We start from the raw sequence: 17,099 nt of genomic DNA, 5'->3' as shown, positions 1-17,099 counted from the left end.
GGGCGCGCGCGCGGACAGGCCAGCCTGAACTGCAACAGACGGCCGAGGGGGCACACCGGTGCGGAAGAGAGAGCGGGCAACCCGGACCGGCCTGTGGTGAGCGACCGAGGGAGGCACGCGGGCGCGGAAGAGGGAACGGGCAACCCGGACCGGCCTGTGGTGAGCGGCTGAGGGAGGCGCGCGGGTGCGGGAGAGAGAGCGGGCAACCCGGACCGGGCTGTGGTGGGCGACTGAGGGAGGCGCGCGGGTGTGGGAGAGGGTGAGTGGGCAGCTCAGCCCGGCGGGGGCGGCACAGGCTGGAGTTGCCGCTGGGTCGCGGGGGACGGCGGAGCGGTCATAGGAGAGGGGACGGCGTAATTCGTACGATTGATGGGGTTTGATCTGCTAGGGAGCGGTAGTAAGGGTCGGAGCGCGACAACTCACTGTGTGTTCCTGTGGCTGTGACCACTCCTGCGTCGATGACCAGGATCTGGTCGGCGGAGCGGATGGTGGTGGAGCGGTGGGCGATCACCATGAGTGAGCAGACCGTGGAGACTTCGCGGAGGGTGGCGGTCAGGGCTCGTTCGCTGTCGGGGTCCAGGTGGGCGGTGGGTTCGTCCAGGAGGATCAGTTCGGGGCGGGAGAGCAGGCAGCGGGCGATCGCGACGCGCTGGCGCTGGCCTCCGGAGAGGCGGCGGCCGCGTTCGCCTACCGGGGTGTCCAGGCCCTGTGGGAGGGCGGCGACCACCGGGAGCAGGCCGGTCATCGCGAGGACGCGGCGCAGTTCGTGGTCGTCGGGCCGGGCGGTGCCGTAGAGGAGGTTCTCGCGGAGGGTGCCGGCCAGCAGGGGGCAGTCCTGCTCGACCAGGCCGACCGTGGCGCGGTGGTGGGCGTACCGGGTCCAGCGGGCGTCGCGGCCGTTCAGCAGGACCGTGCCACGGTCGGGGTCGTAGAAGCGTTCGGCCAGGGCGAAGATCGTCGACTTGCCGGCGCCGGACGGGCCGACCAGGGCGGTCTGGCCGCGGGACGGGATGGTGAAGTCGATGCCGCGCAGCACCGGGCGGTCGGGTTCGTAGCCGAACCAGACGTCGCGGAACTCCAGGACCGGCGTGGGCCGGCGGGACGCGCCGTCGACCCGGGCCACCGCGATCGGGCGGTCGCCCTCCACCGGCAGCGACAGCACCTCGTTGATCCGGTGCAGCGCGCCGGAGCCCTGCTGGACGGCGCTCACCGCCTGGAAGATCTCGTAGACGGGCGCCGCCAGGTAGGTCATCGCCAGGGTGAAGCCGACGAGTTCACCGAGGGTCATCGCGCCGGACGACACGCGGGAGGCGCCGACCAGCAGGACCGCCAGGAACGCGCCGCTGACCGCCAGGTCGTTGGCCGGGCCGCTGAGGGCGACCATGCCGGCCATCCGCAGGTTCGCCAGGTAGGCCCGCCGGGCCGACGAGTCCAGCCGGTCGGCTTCGGCCCGTTCCGCCCGGCAGGCCCGCACCACCCGGATGCCGCCGAGGACGCGTTCCAGGTCGGACAGCAGCACCCCCTCGGCGGACTGGGCGCTGCGCGACGCGATCCGCACCCGGCGTACCACCGCCAGCAGCGCCCCGAACGAGCCGCCGAACAGCACCACCACGGCGGCCAGCAGCCACGGGTCCAGCCAGGCCAGCACGCCGACCGCCGCGATCAGGCCGATCAGCCCGGCCAGGCCGGTGCCGAGGCTCTGCGCGATGAGCGTCTTCACGGCGGCCGTGTCACCGCAGGCGCGGGCGATCAGATCCCCGGTACGCCCGCGCTCCAGCACCGACAGCCGCACCCGCAGCAGGTGACCGGTCACGTCCCGGCGCAGGTCGCGGGTCATCGTCTCGCCGGTGTGCGCCTGGACGTACCGGGCCAGGGCCAGGGCGCTGGCCTGTGCCGCGAACAGGGCGGCCAGTGCGCCGATCACCGGCCACGGCAGCCGGCCAGCCGCGGCGCCGTCGACCGCGATCCGGGCCAGCAGCGGCTGGGTGAGTGCCAGCAGGGTTCCGAACAGGCTGAGTGCCGCCGCCGCGAGGATGCGCCCGCGATAGCCGCGAGCCAGCCGGCGCAGATCCCGCCACCGGGCCAGGTCAGCCATCCCACCGCCCCTCTCACCAGGGAGATTCCGACCGTAGGCAGACGTTTCGGACAGCGACAACGCCGGCGCCCGATGCCAGGCGCGGCAAGGGGCGAGCCGTCGCACTTTCGTAGGATCCGGTCATGCCGCTGCTCACCGCACTGCACGACGCCGCCGACATGGAAGCGGCGGTGACCGCGCCGGACGGGTCGCTGTCCCGGCACGACCTTCTGGCCCGGGCCGGGCGGGTGGCCGCCGAGATCGCCGGGGCGCCGATCGTGGCGGTGGACGCGACGCCGAGCCTGTCGACGATCGTGGCGGTGACCGGGGCGCTGCTGGCGGGGGTGCCGATCGTGCCGATCCCACCGGACGCGGGCGTGCTGGAACGGCGGCACATTCTGGACGACTCGCGAGCAGCGATCATCCTGCCCGATTTCATCGGGCTAAACCCGGAAAAGTCGGACTTTGCCGCCGCGCTCGTCCTCTACACCAGCGGCACCACCGGCGCTCCCAAAGGCGTGGTGATCTCCGAAGCTGCCATCGCCGCCGACCTCGACGCCCTGGCCGAGGCCTGGCAGTGGACCGCCGGCGACACCCTCGTCCACGGCCTGCCGCTCTACCACGTCCACGGTCTGGTCCTCGGCGTCCTGGGACCGCTGCGCCTGGGATGCCGCCTGATCCACACCGGCCGTCCCACCCCGGCGAACTACGCGGCCGCGGCCGGAACCATGTACTTCGGCGTACCCACCGTCTGGTCCCGAATCGCCGCCGACCCCACGGCGGCGACGGCCCTGCGACGCGCCCGCCTGCTGGTCTCCGGCAGCGCGCCACTCCCGCCCTCGGTCTTCGACGGTCTCGCCACGCTCACCGGGCAGTCCCCGGTCGAGCGGTACGGCATGACCGAAACCCTGATCACGGTGAGCGCCCGCGCCGACGGCGAACGCCGTCCCGGCCGGGTGGGCACTCCCCTGCCCGGGGTCGCGACCCGGCTGGTCGACGAGTCCGGCGCCCCGCTGCCCGCCGACGGTGAGACCATCGGCCACCTCCAGGTGACCGGCCCGACCCTGCTCGACGGTTATCTGCGCGACGGTGGCGTTGGGGCCCCGGACCTGGCCGACGGCTGGTTCCCGACCGGTGACGTGGCGACGATCGGCCCCGACGGCTGGCACCGCATCGTCGGCCGCGCCTCCACCGACCTGATCAAGACCGGCGGCTACCGGGTCGGCGCCGGCGAGGTGGAGGACGCCCTGCTGCTGCACCCGGCGGTACGGGAGGCCGCGGTGGTCGGCACCCCGCACGCCGACCTGGGCGAGCAGATCACCGCGTACGTCGTCGGTGATCCGGTCGCCGAGCCGGAGCTGATCGCCTTCGTCGCCGAACGCCTGGCCGCCCACAAACGGCCCCGCCGGGTGCGGCACGTCGCCGAACTGCCCCGCAACGCCATGGGAAAGGTGCAAAAAGGTTTGCTCTCCGGCGATTGACTCACCCGGCGGCACGCGGCCGCCGATCGAGCGCCCGTGACGAAACCATCCGTGCGCACCGCCACCGGGCTGGTCGTGTGTGCGGCGGCCTGGGTGCTGGCCGCCATCATGCTCGGCGCCGTCGGCATGCTCCGGCCGGTGCCGTCATGGCTGCTCTGGCCCGCCGCCGCCGGCGGTATCGGTACCGCGATCGCGGCCTGCCGGGTCGCCGCGGCCGCCGGAACGGGGCCGGTCCGCGTCCTCTGGCGGCGATTCTCGATCTCCTGCTCGCTACTGCTCGCCGGCATCGGCACGCAGGTCGTCGACCAGGTGGTCCTCGGCGCCGACCTGATGCCGATGAGCCCGGTCACGGCGGCCCTGCTCGCCGCGGCGGCCGGCTACGCCATGCTGGCGGTCTTCCGGCTGCCGACGACCCGCCGCACCTGGCGGGCCGCTCTCGCGAACTTCCTGGACGTCGCGATCGTCGGGGTGGCCGCCGCGGTCGTCCTCACCCATTTCCTGTGGCGCACCACCCATGACGACGCCGGCAGCCCGATCAGCACGCTCCTGGTCAGCGTGATAGTGGTCGCGTCGTCGACGATCGTCATGGTGCTCAAGGTGGGTGTCACCGGCGCCGGCCCGGTCCTCGCTCCGGCACTGTGGGCGGTCGCCCCGATCGGTTTGCTCGGCCCGGCCGGCTGGCTGCTCTGGCCCACCCTGGAACGCTGGTCGCATCTGAGCGGCACCGTCATCACGGTGCCGATCGCCGGTTTCCTGTTCACGCTGGCCGCCTGGATCCAGACCCGGACCCTGACGAGCGGGCCCCGGACCGCCACACGCCGGATCAGCCTCGTCCCGTACATCGCGGTCGCGGTGGTCGTCGTCATGCTGATCGCCGTCACGCTGCGCACCGGATTCCTGCCGCCCCGACTGGCCGGCGGCTCCGTGGCGCTGACCGTCCTCGTGATGATCCGGCAGCTCGTCGCGCTGCTCGACAACGCGGTGCTGCTCGACCGGCTGGAGGACCAGGCCCAGCACGACGACCTGACCGGCCTGCCGAACCGGCGGCTGTTCACCGCCACCCTGTCGGCGCGCACCGCACCGGCCACCGTCGCGGTCTGCGACCTGGACGGGTTCGCGGCGCTCAACGACCAGCTCGGCGACGACACCGGCGACGTCCTGCTGCGCGCCGCCGCCCAACGGGTCTCCGCGGTCGCCGGTGACGCCGTGGTGGTGGCCCGGCTGCTCGGCGACGAGTTCGGGATCCTGATGCCCGGCATCGACGCCGGCCTCGCCAACACCCTGGTGGACGCGTTCCGCGTCCCGCTGCGGGTGGACGACCGGGATCTGCTGGTCACCGTCACGTCCGGGGTGGCCACCGGCGCCGGGGACGCCGTACCGGACCTGCTGCGCCGCGCCGAGGTGGCCCTGCAGGCGGCCAAGTACACCGGCACGGACCGGGCCCGCGAGCACAGCGGCGCCCTCGACGCCACCGCCCAGCACCACGCCGAACTGGCCGCCGCCCTGCGCGGTGGCCTCCGGCGGGGCGAGTTCCGGCTGCTCTACCAGCCGATCGTGGAACTGCCCAGCGGCGCGGTCACCGGTGTCGAGGCGCTGATCCGGTGGCAGCCCGACGACCAGCCGGTGATCTCACCGGCCGAGTTCATCCCGGTCGCCGAGCACAGTGGCCTGATCATCGACCTGGGCGCCTGGATCCTCGACACCGCGTGCGCCGACGCCGCCGTCTGGCAGCTGCGCTACGGCGCCGCCGGCCCACGCGTCAACATCAACGTCTCGGCCCGGCAGCTGCTCGACCCGGATCTGCCGGGCATGGTCGCCGGCGCCCTGTCCCGGCACGGGCTCGCCCCGGACCGGATCACCATCGAGATCACCGAGACCGCGGTGTTCGCCGGTGGCGCGGCCATGGAGACCGTCCGCGAGCTCCGCGAACTCGGCGTCGGCCTGGCACTGGACGACTTCGGCACCGGGCACAGCTCGCTCACCCTGCTGCGGACCTGCCCGGTCACCACCCTCAAGGTGGACAAGTCGTTCATCGACGACCTCAACGGCACCGCCGAGCAGGAGGCGATCGCCTCGTCGCTGAGCACCATCGCGTCGACGCTCGGCCTGCGCGCCGTGGCCGAGGGCGTGGAGACCCAGGACCAGGCGGACCGGCTGTACGCGCTCGGCTACCGGTACGCCCAGGGCTACCACTTCGCCCGCCCGATCCCGGCCGAAGGCATCGACGCCCTGCTCAACGCCCCCATGCTGACGGCATGAATCTCAACACCACCGACACATGACAGGGCTATAGTCCTCGCCCGTGCCGCCTCTCTTCGCCGCCAGTGACATGCACGGACACCGAACCGAGTTCCGCGACGCCCTGCACGAAGCCGGCCTGATCGACGCGGCCGGCGACTGGTGCGGCGCGGACGCCCGGCTGTGGCTGCTCGGCGACTACTTCGACCGCGGCCCCGACGGCCTCGGCATCGTCGACGACATCCGCCGCCTGAACGTCCAGTCCGGCGGCAACGTCCGGGCGCTGCTCGGCAACCACGAGATCTTCCTGCTGGCCGCACACCGCTTCGGCACCGATCCGGTGCCGGGATGGGCACCGTCGCAGGGCGGCTACTACGGGGCCTGGCGCCTCTACGGCGGCCGCGAGAACGATCTGCGCGGCCTCACCCCCGACCACCTGGCTTGGCTGGCCACCCTCCCGGCGCTGACCGTCGCCGACGATCACCTGCTGGCACACTGCGACAGCACCGCGTACCTCGAGTTCGGCGCCACCCGCACCGCCGTCAACGAGCACGTGACCGGCGCCCTGGCCAGCAGCGACCCGTACATCTGGCTGCACCTGTGGTCCCGCTTCTGCGGCCGCGGCGACCTCGGCTCCCCCGCCGCCGTCGACAAGCTGCTGTCCGCCTACGGCGGCTCCACCATCGTGCACGGCCACAGCACGCTGCTCAGCCACTTCGGCCTCACCCCGGCCCAGGCCCTCTCCGCCCACCGCTACACCGGCGGCCGGGTCATCGCCGTCGACGGCGGCGTCTTCGAGGGCGGCCGCATCCTGGTCACCCGTCTGACCTGACCCGGCTCGCTCCGCTTCGCCTCTTTCTTGCTTTTGTACGCCTACGCGCCCCCCATCGTGCCGGTGGCGACCCGCCTGCCGGGCACGCCCGCGAGGCCCGCGCCGGACGTCGCGGGCGCGCGTGGCAGTCAGGTCGCCGGCTGCACGACGCGGGGCGCGTAGGCGTACCGGGAAAGGGCGGAAGGGGAACGACCGGGGTGACCGGGGTGGAGGCGAAGGCGTAGCCGAGGCGGAAGACCCGGGTGTGGTGGGCGAGGTCGCGGGTACGGTGCGGGAGTGAGTTCGTGTCCCGAATGCGGTGTGGCCGGGGTGCCGCTGATCTTCGGTCTTCCGATGCCGGAGGCGCTCGCGGCCGCGCGCAGCGGAGAGCTGGCCCTCGGTGGCTGTGTCATGCCCCGGCAACCACCCAACTGGGAGTGCCCCGGCGGGCACCGGTGGCGTGACGGGGACGAGACGGCGTTCGACGAGAGGCTGCTGACGGTGCTCGCGGCACACGGATACCGCGGGGACTGAGCCGGTCCCGGCCCGCCGATGACCCACGAGGCCGGCCGGGGAAGGGCTGTCGGGCACACGGCCTGTCGATCACTCACAGCTGCCGCACAGCAACAGATGTCGCACACCCGGCGATGACTCATCGTGGCGTCTCGAATACCGGGACTCATGGACTCGCCCTGGCTTGCGACGGTCATGTACCGTTCCGTCGCGCCGGGGTCGGGAGGCATCACCTTCGATGCCGGTATGTCCGCTATCGAAGGTGATCGGGGAACCGGGTGAAGAGACGTGTGTGCGTGATGGCCTCGGCTGTCGTGGTGCTCCTGGGTGGCTGTACGTCGGAGGGCGAGCAGGCGCAGACTCCGGAGCTCGAGGCCCGCGGGACCGTGCTCACCACCGTTCAGCCGACGCGGCAGGATCTGGTGAACCAGATCAGCCTGGCCGGGAAGGTGACCATCAACCCGACTTTCGGGATCGTCGCGCCGGCCGAGGGCGAGCTCCGGTTCACCGACCGGCAGCCGACGACCGTGCCGGTGGTGCGGGACACCTGGGTGGCGTCGGTGTGGGACGGGGGCGCCCCGCGCCGGGTGTACATCCCGGAGGGCTCGATCATGGCCGGGCGGCTGATGGCCGACAAGTCGCCGGTGTCGAAGGGCATGCCGATCATCTCGGCGAAGCATGTCGGCTACGGCATCGTGGCCGACATCGACAGCGCGCAGGCGTACCGGATCTCCGGCGCCGTGAAGTCGATCAAGGCGCAGATCAAGAACGGTCCGGGGCCGTTCAGCTGCAAGCCGATCGGCACGATCGCGGCGCTGCCGGCCGGGACGCTGCCGGAGCCCGAGCCGGATCCGACCACGCAGCCGGCCGCGAACCCGTCGGCGCCCCCGGTGGCCAAGGAGGAGCCGGCGCCCGACGCGGGTGGCGCGACCGGTTCCGAGCCGACCGGTCTCCAGGTGGTCTGTGTCGCCCCGGCGAAGATCAAGTTGATCAACGGCTCGGACGTCACCCTCGACGTGATCACCGGCCGGTCCGAGGACGCGCTCGTCCTGCCGGTCGAGGCGGTCGCCGGTTCGCAGGGCAAGGGCAAGGTCGACCTGGTCATCGGCGAGGAGCGGCGGCGCAAGACGATCGACGTGACGCTGGGCATCTCGGACGGCAAGGTCATCGAGATCAAGAAGGGCCTCCAGGGGAACGAGACCATCGCGGTGCCCGGGCCGAACCTGCCGACCCCGGCGCCGGGCGAGGTGACCGGGTGACGGCCCTCATCGAGCTGAACGGCATCACCAAGGTCCTCAAGGGACAGGAGCAGCCGCGGACGATCCTCGACGGCGTCGGCCTGAGCGTGCACCCCGGGGAGAGCCTGGCCATCGTCGGCCGGTCCGGTTCCGGCAAGAGCACCCTGCTCAGTGTGCTGGGCCTGTTCGACCGCCCGGACCAGGGCAGCTATCTGCTCGACGGCACCGAGATCAGCCGGCTGCCGGAGCGCCGGGCCGCGAAGCTGCGCAGCTCGCACTTCGGATTCGTGTTCCAGCGGTTCTTCCTGCTCAAGCATCTGACCGCGGCACAGAACGTGGCGATGGCGCTGGTCAACGGCCAGGGCTGGCTGCCCCGCCGGCAGCGCCGGGCCAAGGTCATGGCGGCTCTCGAGGAGGTCGGCATCGCGCATCTGGCGAAGAACCGGCCGGCCAAGATGTCCGGCGGTGAGCAGCAGCGGGTGGCGATCGCCCGCGCGCTGGTGCGGCAGCCGCGGATCCTGCTGGCCGACGAGCCGACCGGCGCCCTGGACACCGAGACCGGCACGCTGGTGATCGACGCCCTCCAGGGGGTCACCGCACGCGGCTGCGCGCTCATCCTGGTCACCCACGACCGGGACCACGCGGCCCGGATGGGCCGGATCCTGCACCTCAACGAGGGTGTGTTGGCCGAACAGAAGGTGGCGGCGTGACCGAGCGAAGCGAGCGTCACGATCGCGGTCCTGTTCGGGTTTCCGGAGGTGCGGTGTGATCCGGCTCTCCGGGCGCTTCCGCTCGGCTCTCATCATCGGGTTGCAGGGCATCCGGGCCCGCAAGACCCGCACCCTGCTGTCCATGGTGAGCCTCTTCCTCGGTGTGCTCGCCGTCGTGGTGGTGCAGGCCGGCGCCAGCATCGCCGAGCGGGCCCTGCTCGCCGACATGGAACTCCAGCGCGGCATCGACGGCACCAAGGTCATGGGCATGGCCCCGCAGCCGCGGGTCAGCGAGATCATCATGGACACCGTTCCCGGCCGGGACGACGCGGTGGCCGTGGTGGGCGTCTCGGCGATCATCGGTGAGCCCGGGGTCCGGCCGGTCAACCCGAACGCCTCGCCGTTCGACGAGATCGGGTTCTACGGCATGCCGATGGTCTGCGATGCGACCGGCAACTGCCGGGAGCAGACGCCCGCGGAGGCCGGTCCGGAAGGACAGGCCATCGAGGTACGCCTGACCGCGCTCACCGGCGACATCCGGCAGTTCAAGCCGTTCCGTCCGAAGTCCGGCCAGTGGCTCGACTTCGGTTCGGTGCCGTCGATGGCGCCGCGGCTGGTGCTCAACGAGGAGGCGGCCAAGGGCTTCGAGCGCTACCGGGTGCCGGCCGAGATGCGCGTGCCGGGCGCCAGCGCGAACATGACACCGCAGCTCATCGGTGTGGTGGACGACGGGGACTACCAGCCGCGGGCGTACGTGCGGATGGACGAGATGGCCAACTGGATCCCGGCCACGAAACTCGTCGACCCGTCGATGGGCGAGATGAACGTGCTGATGACCGGGGACACGCCGGTCGAGCAGGTGCTCACCAGCAAGCTCAAGGCGATCAACGCGGAGCCGTACGTCGAACTGATCAACTCGCGCAAGGACCAGGAGAAGGAACTGGCCCTGATGCGGCTGATCTTCCTGTCGATGGCCGGCCTGGTCCTGCTGATCGGCGTGGCCGGCATCCTGAACGTCGGTCTGGCCACCGTCGGCGAGCGGGTCGAGGAGTTCGCGCTGCGCCGTGCGGTCGGCACACCGCGGGCCCTGCTGGCCGGCATCGTGCTTGCCGAGACGCTGATCACCGGCCTGCTCACCGCGGCTCTGGCGATCGGGGTGAGCGCCGCCGCCCTCAAGGGTGTGGTGGTGCTGGCGGGCAACTCCGAGCCGTTCCTCCAGGGTGTCGTCTTCCCCTGGGACGCCGGGGTGGCCGGGGTGATCGCCGGTCTGATCGCCGGTGTGCTCGGTGGCTTCGTTCCGGCGCTCCGGGCGGCCGGAATCCCCATCGCCACGGTCATGAGAGCGTGATCATCGGTGGCGCCGGCGGTGTTTTCCACTGCTGGCGCCACATGGGGTAGAGCGCCGATCGACGCGTTGTTATCGTCGACACCCGTTCCGGGATTGATGATCGCCGTTGACGGGGGATTCACCGATGCGCAGACGTTCGTTCCTATCACTCGGTACCGCGGGCGTGTGCTCGGTGCTGGCCGGTTGCGGAGACGAGCCGGAGGGCTTCAACCTACGCGACGTCCCCAGTGGCCCGATCGTACTGGGGTTCTCTCAGGTCGGCTCGGAGAGCGGCTGGCGTGAGGCGAACACCGCGTCGATCAAGAAGGCGGCCGAGCGCAACCGGATCACGCTGAAATTCGACAACGCCGAGGGCGACCAGAAGAAGCAGATCGCGGCGATCCAGTCGTACATCGCCGCGAAGGTGAACGTGATCGCCTTCTCCCCGGTGGTGGAGACCGGCTGGGACGGCGTGCTGCGCCAGGCGCGCGACGCCGGCATCCCGGTGGTGCTCACCGACCGGCTCATCGAGACCACGGACGATTCGCTGTACGTCAGCTCGATCGGCGCCGAGTTCGCCTCCGAGGGCAACCTGGCGGCGCTCTACCTGGAGAACGACTACGAGGACTACAGCGGCCACGTCAACGTCGTGGAGCTGCTCGGCACGCCCGGATCGTCGCCGACCAAACTGCGTACCGAGGGCTTCCGGGAGACCGCCTCCCGGCACGGCAAGCTGCGGGTGATGGACAGCGAGACCGGCAACTGGACGGTGGCCGGCGGCGAGACGGCCATGAAGAAGCTGCTGCGCCGGGTCAAGGACATCGACGCCGTCTTCGCGCAGAACGACGACATGGGCCTGGGCGCGGTCAAGGCGTTGCAGGCCGCCGGGAAGAAGCCCGGCACCGACGTCCGCATCGTCACGGTGGACGCCACCAGGGCCGGGTTGACGGCCCTGGTGGAGGGCAAGCTGAACTACGTCGTCGAGTGCAGCCCGGAGATCGGCGAGCAGTTGATGACGGTGGTCGTCGACCTGTTCTTCGGCGGCCAGGTGCAGAAGCGCGTGGAGTCGCAGAAGGCGGTCTTCGACTCCGACAGTGCCGCTGACGCGCTGCCCGACCGCACCTACTAGTCGCCGACCGCCTTGAACAGGGCCGCGACCTCGGCCTGCGACAGGTGGCGGAACCCGCCCGGCCGCAGGTCGCCGAGGCGGATCGGGCCCACCGCCGTCCGGATGAGCCGGGTGACCGGGTGCCCCACGGCGTCCATCATCCGGCGGACGATGTGCTTGCGGCCCTCGTGCAGCACGATCTCCACCTGGGCGGTCTTGCCGATCGCGTCGACCAGGCGGAAGGAGTCGACCTTCGCCGGGCCGTCCTCCAGCTCGACACCGGCCTGCAGGGCCCGGCCCACCGAGCGCGGCAGCGGCCCGACCACCTCGGCCAGATAGGTCTTGTTGATCTCGTACGACGGGTGCATCAGCTTGTGCGCCAGCCCGCCGTCGTTGGTGAACAGGAGCAGCCCCTCGGAGTCGGCGTCGAGCCGGCCCACATGGAACAGCCGCTGCTCGAAGTTGGCGCCGAGGAAGTCGGCCAGCTCGGTGCGGCCCTTCTCGTCGTCGAGGCTGGAGACGACACCGCGCGGCTTGTTCAGCGCCACGTAGACGAGCTTGGTGTTGGTGATCACCCGCTGCCCGTCGACGTGGATCTCCGCCGTGGCGGGGTCGACCTTGTCGCCGAGCTTGGCGACCCGGCCGTTGACGGTCACGCGCCGCCGGAAGATCAGGTCTTCGCAGGCGCGCCGGGATCCAACACCGGCCGCAGCCAGGACTTTCTGGAGGCGTTCGGCGGTGTCAGCCTGAGGCATCGAGCACTTCTTCCACATCGTCGGGCAGGAACGGGGCGAGCGGCGGCAGCTGGTCGACCGAGTTGAGGCCGAGCTTCTCGAGGAACAGCGACGTCGTCCGGTACAGGTATGCCCCGGTTTCCGGTTCGGTGCCGCACTCCTCGATCAGGCCGCGAGTGACCAGCGTACGCATCACCCCGTCACAGTTCACACCGCGGATGGCCGAGATGCGCGATCGGGTCACCGGCTGCTTGTAGGCGACCACGGCGAGTGTCTCCAGGGCGGCCTGGGTGAGCCGGACCGACTGGCCGTCGAGGACGAACCGTTCGACGTACTGGGCGTACTCCGGGCGGGTGTAGAGACGCCACCCGCCGGCCGCCCGCCGCAGGTCGATGCCGTGCCCGGCTGCGGTGTAGCGCGCCGAGACGTCCTCCAGGACGCGGGCGATCCGCTCCACCGGCTGTTCCAGGACCTGCGCCAACTGCAACTCGCCTACCGGCTCGTCGACCACCAGCATGATCGATTCGAGGGCCGCCGCCAGCTCTGCGTCGTCCATCACAACAGCGGGGGTACGGGTGGGAGCGGGCGGATCCTCCCGCCGCGGCCGTGCCTGGGCGGGGACCGCCGCGGCCCTGGGCTCCGGCTCCGGCTCCGGCTGCGGCTGCGGCTGCGGCTGCGGCTGCGGCTGCGGCTGCGGCTGCGGCTGCGGCTGCGAAGGCTCCGGCTGCGGCTGCGGCTGCGAAGGCTCCGGCTGCGAAGGTTCCGAAAGCTCCGAAGGTTCCGAAGGTTCCGAAGGTTCCGAAAGCGGCGAAGGCGGCGAAGGCGGCGAAGGCGGCGAAGGTTCCGAAAGCTCCGAAGACGGCGAAGGCTCAGAAGGCTCGTCCGGAGGCGGGGGCGAGGACTCGGCCTCGGCCTGGTACTCCCGGTCCGGCTCGCGGTGCCGCTCCCACGGCGGCACCCACGCGGCCGCCTGCGCCGCCAGCGACTCGGGACGCTCCTCGCTGCTCACGAACTCTCCTTCACGGCCACCGGCGCATCGTCACCCGTGCCAAGATCGCCATCGGAGCCGGGCTCGTCAAGCCGCTCCGCCGGTGTTTCGCCCGATTCGGCACTTTCGGCCTCCGGTTTGCTGCCCTCGTAGTCGTCGATGTCGAGCTCGACGTCCGAGTCACCGCCGATCCAGCGGACGGTCAGCTCGTCCAGGGAGACCGGCTGCTCGAAGTCGATCAGCCCCTCCCGGTAGAGCTCCAGCAGGGCCAGGAACCGGGCCACCACCTCGAGGGTGTTCGCACAGTCGGCGACCAGCAGGCTGAACGTGGCGGTGCCGGCCCGGCGCAACCGGTCACGCAGCAGCGTGGCGTGTTCCCGGACGCTCACCCGCACCTGGTGGATGTGGGCGATCGACACCTGCGGCGGGCCGGGCTTGGGCAGGAAGCTCTTCAGCGCCAGTTTCAGCAGCCGTTGCGGGCCGACGCCGAGGACCAGTTCGGGGAGCGCGTCCGCGTACCGCTGCTCGAGGGTGACCAGCCGCGGCCAGCGACGCGCCCCGGTGGCCTCGAGCTCCGCGATGTGCGCGGCCGCCTCCTTGAAGGCCTTGTACTGCAGGAGCCGGGCGAACAGCAGGTCGCGCGCCTCCAGCAGGGCCAGGTCCTCCTCGTCCTCGACCTCGGCGGCGGGCAGCAGCCGGGCCGCCTTGAGGTCCAGCAGGGTCGCCGCGACCAGCAGGAACTCGCTGGCCTCGCCCAGGTCCCAGTCGTCGCCCATGGCCCGGATGTAGGCGATGAAGTCGTCGGTGACCTGGTGCAGCGCCACCTCGGTGACATCCAGCTTGTGCTTGCCGATCAGTTGCAGAAGCAGATCGAACGGCCCGGTGAAATTCTCCAACCGGACCGTGAAGCCACCAGTGGACTCCGTCTCCTCTTCAAGCACGTGCCGACCGTAGACCATGTCGATGGCGAGTTCCTCCGAGCGCACGCCTTTCCAACGTCACAGACGTTGCCGGGTTACCGGCTGGTTACATTCCTTCACATTCCCCGTTACGCTGCGGCGATGCGGTCACTGATCTCGCCACGGCTGCTTCTGCGTGAGTGGGAGGAGAAGGACATTGACTTCCTCCTCGACATGTACTCGCGCTGGGAGGTGGCCCGCTATCTCGGCTCGGCGCCACGCGCTCTGAGCGGCCACGACGACGCCGTCGCCACGCTGACCCGCTGGCGGGCCCGGCAGGACGACGTGCACACGATCTGGGCGATCCAGGACCGGGCGACCGGCCACCTGCTCGGCACCGCGCTGCTGGTCCCGCTGCTCGGCTCCGGCGAGAAGCTGGCGCCCACCGACGAGACCGAGATCGGCTGGCACCTGCATCCGGACGCGTGGGGCAAGGGGTACGCCACCGAGGCGGCCACCGCCGTGATGGCGTACGCGACCCGCTCCGGCGTCTCCCCGGTGCTGGCCGTCACCTGGCCGGAGAACACCGCCTCGCAGGCGGTCTGCCAACGGCTCGGCATGCGCCATCTGGGGCAGACCGACCGGTACTACAACATGACTTGCGAACTGTTCACGAACGCCGTGTGAAACGAACGCCGCGTGAAACGAACGGCCCCGCGAAACAACCGGCCCCGTGAGAACGGACCGCCGCGCCATCGCGCGGCGGCCCGGTGAATCACTTCTTCTTCTTGTCCTTCTTGGACTTCTTCTCCGGCTTGGCGGGAGCGGGAGCGGGAGCGGCCTCGACGACGGCCGCCTTCTCCTTCTTGGCCTTCTTGACCTTGGCCGGGACGACCGGCGTCTCGACAACCGGCGCGGCCTCGACCACTACCGCCTTCTTGGCCTTCTCCTTGGTCTTACCCACGTCGGCCTCCTTTCGCATGCGTGCTTCACGCGACCCGGCCGGCGCGCGTGTGTGCACGCGACTGTAGTGGATCTTGAGGCAGCCGGGGTTGGTGTGAGGCAAGGGAAATGTTCACCATCCGGCTAACCGGAAAGCCCACCGGAGGCCTGATCAATAGCGACTCCCGATGACACGTCCCGACGTAGGGTGGGCCGGTGATCCGCAAACGCGTCCTCGCCGAAGGGCGGGTGCAGGGCGTCTTCTTCCGCGACTCGTGCCGCCGCGTCGCCTGCCGGCACGCGGTCCGCGGCTGGGTGCGCAACCTGCCGGACGGCCGGGTCGAGGCGGTCTTCGAGGGCGACCCGGAGGGCGTGGCGCGGCTGGTCAGCTGGGCGCGGACCGGCCCGACCGGCGCCCGCGTGGACAACCTGGAGATCCACGACGAACCGGCCGAGGGCTTCGACGCCTTCACCATCCGCTGACCTCCGTCCTGATCGGATCGTTTCGGGTTGCCGGTCCACGGCGGCGCCGGTAGACGTGGAGACATGGCGCTTCTCGACGATCCCGGACTGTTCGGCCGCCAGTGGGCCGCCGTCTACGACTCCCCCGGCAACCCCGACCCCGGCCCGGCCGCCGCGTTCCTGGCCGGTCTGGCCGGCGGCGGTCCGGCTCTGGAACTGGCGATCGGCAGCGGCCGGGTGGCGCTGCCGCTGGCCGCCCTCGGCGTACCGGTCGAAGGCATCGAGGCCTCCCCGGAGATGGTGGAGCTGTTGCGCGGCAAGCCCGGCGGTGACGCCGTGCCGGTGACCGTGGCCGACATGGCGGACGTGCCCCGGCCCGGCCCCTTTCCGCTCGTCTACCTGGTCTTCAACACCCTGTTCAACCTGACCGTCCCGGGCCGTCAGGAGGACTGTCTGTGCAACGTGGCCCGGGTGCTGACGCCCGGCGGCCGGTTCGTCATCGAGGCGTTCGTGCCCGACGAGGAGAAGTTCGACCGGGAGGAGCGTGAGGTCCAGGTCCACTCGGTCACCGAGGAGGCGGTCCGCGTCCGCCTGCACCGCTACGACCGGGCCGCCCAGACGTTCGTCCGGCAGACCGTCACCTTCACCGACGGTGGCGTCCGGTTGCAGCCGTTCGGCATGCGTTACCAGTGGCCGGAGCAGATCGACGCGATGGCCGCGGCCGCCGGCCTCGAACTCGAGGCCCGCTACGCGAACTGGCAGCGCGACCCGTTCGACGACAAGAGCACCGACCACATCTCGGTCTACCGCAGACCACTCTGATCGGTCCGGCTGAACACGATCGAGCTCTCGATGGCGCGCCGCCAGTTCGCGTACTCGGTGGCGCGCCGGGTCGCGTCCATCCGGGGCCGCCACCGGCCGGCCATGTGCCGGTTGGCGCGCAGGTCCCGCTGGTCCGACCAGTAGCCGACGGCCAGCCCGGCCGCGTAGGCGGCGCCCAGCGACACCGTCTCGGCGACCATCGGCCGCCGCACCGGGACCTCCAGGAAGTCGGCGACGATCTGCATCAGCAGGTTGTCCGCGGTCATTCCACCGTCCACGTTGAGCGCGGTCAGCGCCAGGCCGGAGTCGGCGTTCATCGCGTCGACCACGTCGCGGGTCTGCCAGCCGGTCGCCTCCAGCACCGCGCGGGCCAGGTGCGCCTTCGTGATGTACGAGGTCAGCCCCACGATGACCCCTCGCGCCTCGCTCTGCCAGTAGGGCGCGAACAGGCCGGAGAACGCCGGCACGATGTAGCAGCCGCCGTTGTCGCGGACCGTCCCGGCGAGGGTCTCGATCTCCGAGGCGGTGCCGATCAGGCCCAGGTTGTCGCGGAGCCACTGGACCAGCGACCCGGCGATCGCGATCGATCCCTCCAGCGCGAACACCGGTTTCTCGGCGCCGATCCGGTAGCCGACCGTGGTGATCAGGCCGTGGCGGGACCGGACCGGTGTGGTGCCGGTGTTCATCAGCAGGAAGCCGCCGGTGCCGTAGGTGCACTTGGCCTCGCCGGGTTCGAAGCAGGTCTGCCCGAA

The 17,099-nt window shown here is 71.1% G+C and carries 17 protein-coding genes; 11 read left to right on the top strand and 6 right to left on the bottom strand.

What is annotated here, in order from left to right; all coding sequences use genetic code 11:
- Positions 1-334: 334 nt before the first annotated feature.
- Complete coding sequence (locus tag J5X75_RS08940) at positions 335-2,095, bottom strand: ABC transporter ATP-binding protein (protein WP_208466857.1); 1,761 nt, start codon at positions 2,093-2,095, stop codon at positions 335-337.
- Positions 2,096-2,217: 122 nt separating this feature from the next.
- Here J5X75_RS08940 and J5X75_RS08935 point away from each other — a divergent pair, with 122 nt between their 5' ends.
- From J5X75_RS08935 to J5X75_RS08900, 8 genes are all read left to right on the top strand, one after another.
- A complete protein-coding gene (locus J5X75_RS08935; protein WP_208466856.1) occupies positions 2,218-3,555 on the top strand; it encodes an AMP-binding protein in 1,338 nt (445 codons plus the stop codon).
- A 36-nt stretch (positions 3,556-3,591) separates the two neighbouring features.
- Entirely contained in the window at positions 3,592-5,814 is a 2,223-nt protein-coding gene (locus J5X75_RS08930; RefSeq protein ID WP_307797996.1) for a putative bifunctional diguanylate cyclase/phosphodiesterase, read from the top strand.
- Between the two features lie 43 nt (positions 5,815-5,857).
- The gene (locus J5X75_RS08925; protein ID WP_208466855.1) at positions 5,858-6,625 is read left to right on the top strand and encodes a metallophosphoesterase; all 768 of its coding nucleotides are present in this window, start codon (positions 5,858-5,860) and stop codon (positions 6,623-6,625) included.
- 276 nt (positions 6,626-6,901) lie between these two features.
- Positions 6,902-7,138, top strand: coding sequence for a hypothetical protein (locus J5X75_RS08920; RefSeq protein WP_307797995.1), 237 nt, complete (start codon positions 6,902-6,904; stop codon positions 7,136-7,138).
- Positions 7,139-7,395: 257 nt separating this feature from the next.
- Complete coding sequence (locus J5X75_RS08915) at positions 7,396-8,376, top strand: efflux RND transporter periplasmic adaptor subunit (RefSeq protein WP_208466854.1); 981 nt, start codon at positions 7,396-7,398, stop codon at positions 8,374-8,376.
- Positions 8,373-9,065, top strand: coding sequence for an ABC transporter ATP-binding protein (locus J5X75_RS08910; RefSeq protein WP_204300996.1), 693 nt, complete (start codon positions 8,373-8,375; stop codon positions 9,063-9,065). Before J5X75_RS08915 ends, J5X75_RS08910 begins: the two co-directional genes overlap by 4 nt.
- Before the next feature lie 55 nt (positions 9,066-9,120).
- Positions 9,121-10,413, top strand: coding sequence for an ABC transporter permease (locus J5X75_RS08905; RefSeq protein WP_208466853.1), 1,293 nt, complete (start codon positions 9,121-9,123; stop codon positions 10,411-10,413).
- Between the two features lie 124 nt (positions 10,414-10,537).
- A complete protein-coding gene (locus J5X75_RS08900) occupies positions 10,538-11,521 on the top strand; it encodes an ABC transporter substrate-binding protein (protein ID WP_208466852.1) in 984 nt (327 codons plus the stop codon).
- On the opposite strand, the gene J5X75_RS08895 is transcribed toward J5X75_RS08900, so the two are convergent.
- From J5X75_RS08895 to J5X75_RS08885, 3 genes are read right to left on the bottom strand one after another with little or no spacing between them, the layout of a single operon-like run.
- Positions 11,518-12,273 (bottom strand): pseudouridine synthase, encoded by a 756-nt coding sequence (locus tag J5X75_RS08895; RefSeq protein WP_208466851.1) that lies wholly within the window; start codon positions 12,271-12,273, stop codon positions 11,518-11,520. The two genes, J5X75_RS08900 and J5X75_RS08895, sit on opposite strands and share 4 nt — an antisense overlap.
- Positions 12,242-13,243 (bottom strand): SMC-Scp complex subunit ScpB, encoded by a 1,002-nt coding sequence (scpB, locus tag J5X75_RS44065; protein WP_307797994.1) that lies wholly within the window; start codon positions 13,241-13,243, stop codon positions 12,242-12,244. The genes J5X75_RS08895 and scpB overlap by 32 nt, the downstream gene beginning before the upstream one ends.
- Positions 13,240-14,181 carry a segregation and condensation protein A gene (locus tag J5X75_RS08885; protein WP_208467127.1) on the bottom strand — a complete coding sequence of 314 codons (942 nt, stop codon included), beginning with the start codon at positions 14,179-14,181 and terminating at the stop codon, positions 13,240-13,242. The genes scpB and J5X75_RS08885 overlap by 4 nt, the downstream gene beginning before the upstream one ends.
- A gap of 102 nt (positions 14,182-14,283) precedes the next feature.
- On the opposite strand from J5X75_RS08885, the gene J5X75_RS08880 reads away from it, so the two are divergent.
- On the top strand, positions 14,284-14,808 hold the full coding sequence (locus J5X75_RS08880) for a GNAT family N-acetyltransferase (RefSeq protein ID WP_208466849.1): 525 nt from the start codon (positions 14,284-14,286) through the stop codon (positions 14,806-14,808).
- Between the two features lie 88 nt (positions 14,809-14,896).
- Here J5X75_RS08880 and J5X75_RS08875 read toward each other — a convergent pair whose 3' ends face one another.
- Positions 14,897-15,085 (bottom strand): hypothetical protein, encoded by a 189-nt coding sequence (locus J5X75_RS08875; protein ID WP_208466848.1) that lies wholly within the window; start codon positions 15,083-15,085, stop codon positions 14,897-14,899.
- Between the two features lie 194 nt (positions 15,086-15,279).
- Here J5X75_RS08875 and J5X75_RS08870 point away from each other — a divergent pair, with 194 nt between their 5' ends.
- Together J5X75_RS08870 and J5X75_RS08865 are read left to right on the top strand one after the other, a co-directional pair.
- Positions 15,280-15,546 carry an acylphosphatase gene (locus tag J5X75_RS08870; RefSeq protein WP_208466847.1) on the top strand — a complete coding sequence of 89 codons (267 nt, stop codon included), beginning with the start codon at positions 15,280-15,282 and terminating at the stop codon, positions 15,544-15,546.
- Positions 15,547-15,609: 63 nt separating this feature from the next.
- Complete coding sequence (locus J5X75_RS08865) at positions 15,610-16,347, top strand: class I SAM-dependent methyltransferase (protein ID WP_208466846.1); 738 nt, start codon at positions 15,610-15,612, stop codon at positions 16,345-16,347.
- On the opposite strand, the gene J5X75_RS08860 is transcribed toward J5X75_RS08865, so the two are convergent.
- Positions 16,329-17,099, bottom strand: a 771-nt coding sequence (locus J5X75_RS08860; RefSeq protein WP_274383479.1) for an FGGY family carbohydrate kinase, incomplete at its 5' end; no start/stop codon positions are given. The two genes, J5X75_RS08865 and J5X75_RS08860, sit on opposite strands and share 19 nt — an antisense overlap.

The sequence above is a fragment of the Actinoplanes flavus genome (assembly GCF_017592555.1).
GTDB classification, from domain to species: domain Bacteria; phylum Actinomycetota; class Actinomycetes; order Mycobacteriales; family Micromonosporaceae; genus Actinoplanes; species Actinoplanes flavus.
This window is presented reverse-complemented; position numbering and strand designations above follow the sequence as displayed.

Excerpts from the sequence above, each read along its gene's own strand:
- J5X75_RS08885 (WP_208467127.1), bottom strand. The coding sequence starts at position 14,181 with ATGGTCTACGGTCGGCACGTGCTTGAAGAGGAGACGGAGTCCACTGGT.
- J5X75_RS08865 (WP_208466846.1), top strand. The coding sequence starts at position 15,610 with ATGGCGCTTCTCGACGATCCCGGACTGTTCGGCCGCCAGTGGGCCGCC.
- J5X75_RS08895 (WP_208466851.1), bottom strand. The coding sequence starts at position 12,273 with ATGTGGAAGAAGTGCTCGATGCCTCAGGCTGACACCGCCGAACGCCTC.
- J5X75_RS08935 (WP_208466856.1), top strand. The coding sequence starts at position 2,218 with ATGCCGCTGCTCACCGCACTGCACGACGCCGCCGACATGGAAGCGGCG.
- J5X75_RS08880 (WP_208466849.1), top strand. The coding sequence starts at position 14,284 with ATGCGGTCACTGATCTCGCCACGGCTGCTTCTGCGTGAGTGGGAGGAG.
- J5X75_RS08900 (WP_208466852.1), top strand. The coding sequence starts at position 10,538 with ATGCGCAGACGTTCGTTCCTATCACTCGGTACCGCGGGCGTGTGCTCG.
- J5X75_RS08940 (WP_208466857.1), bottom strand. The coding sequence starts at position 2,095 with ATGGCTGACCTGGCCCGGTGGCGGGATCTGCGCCGGCTGGCTCGCGGC.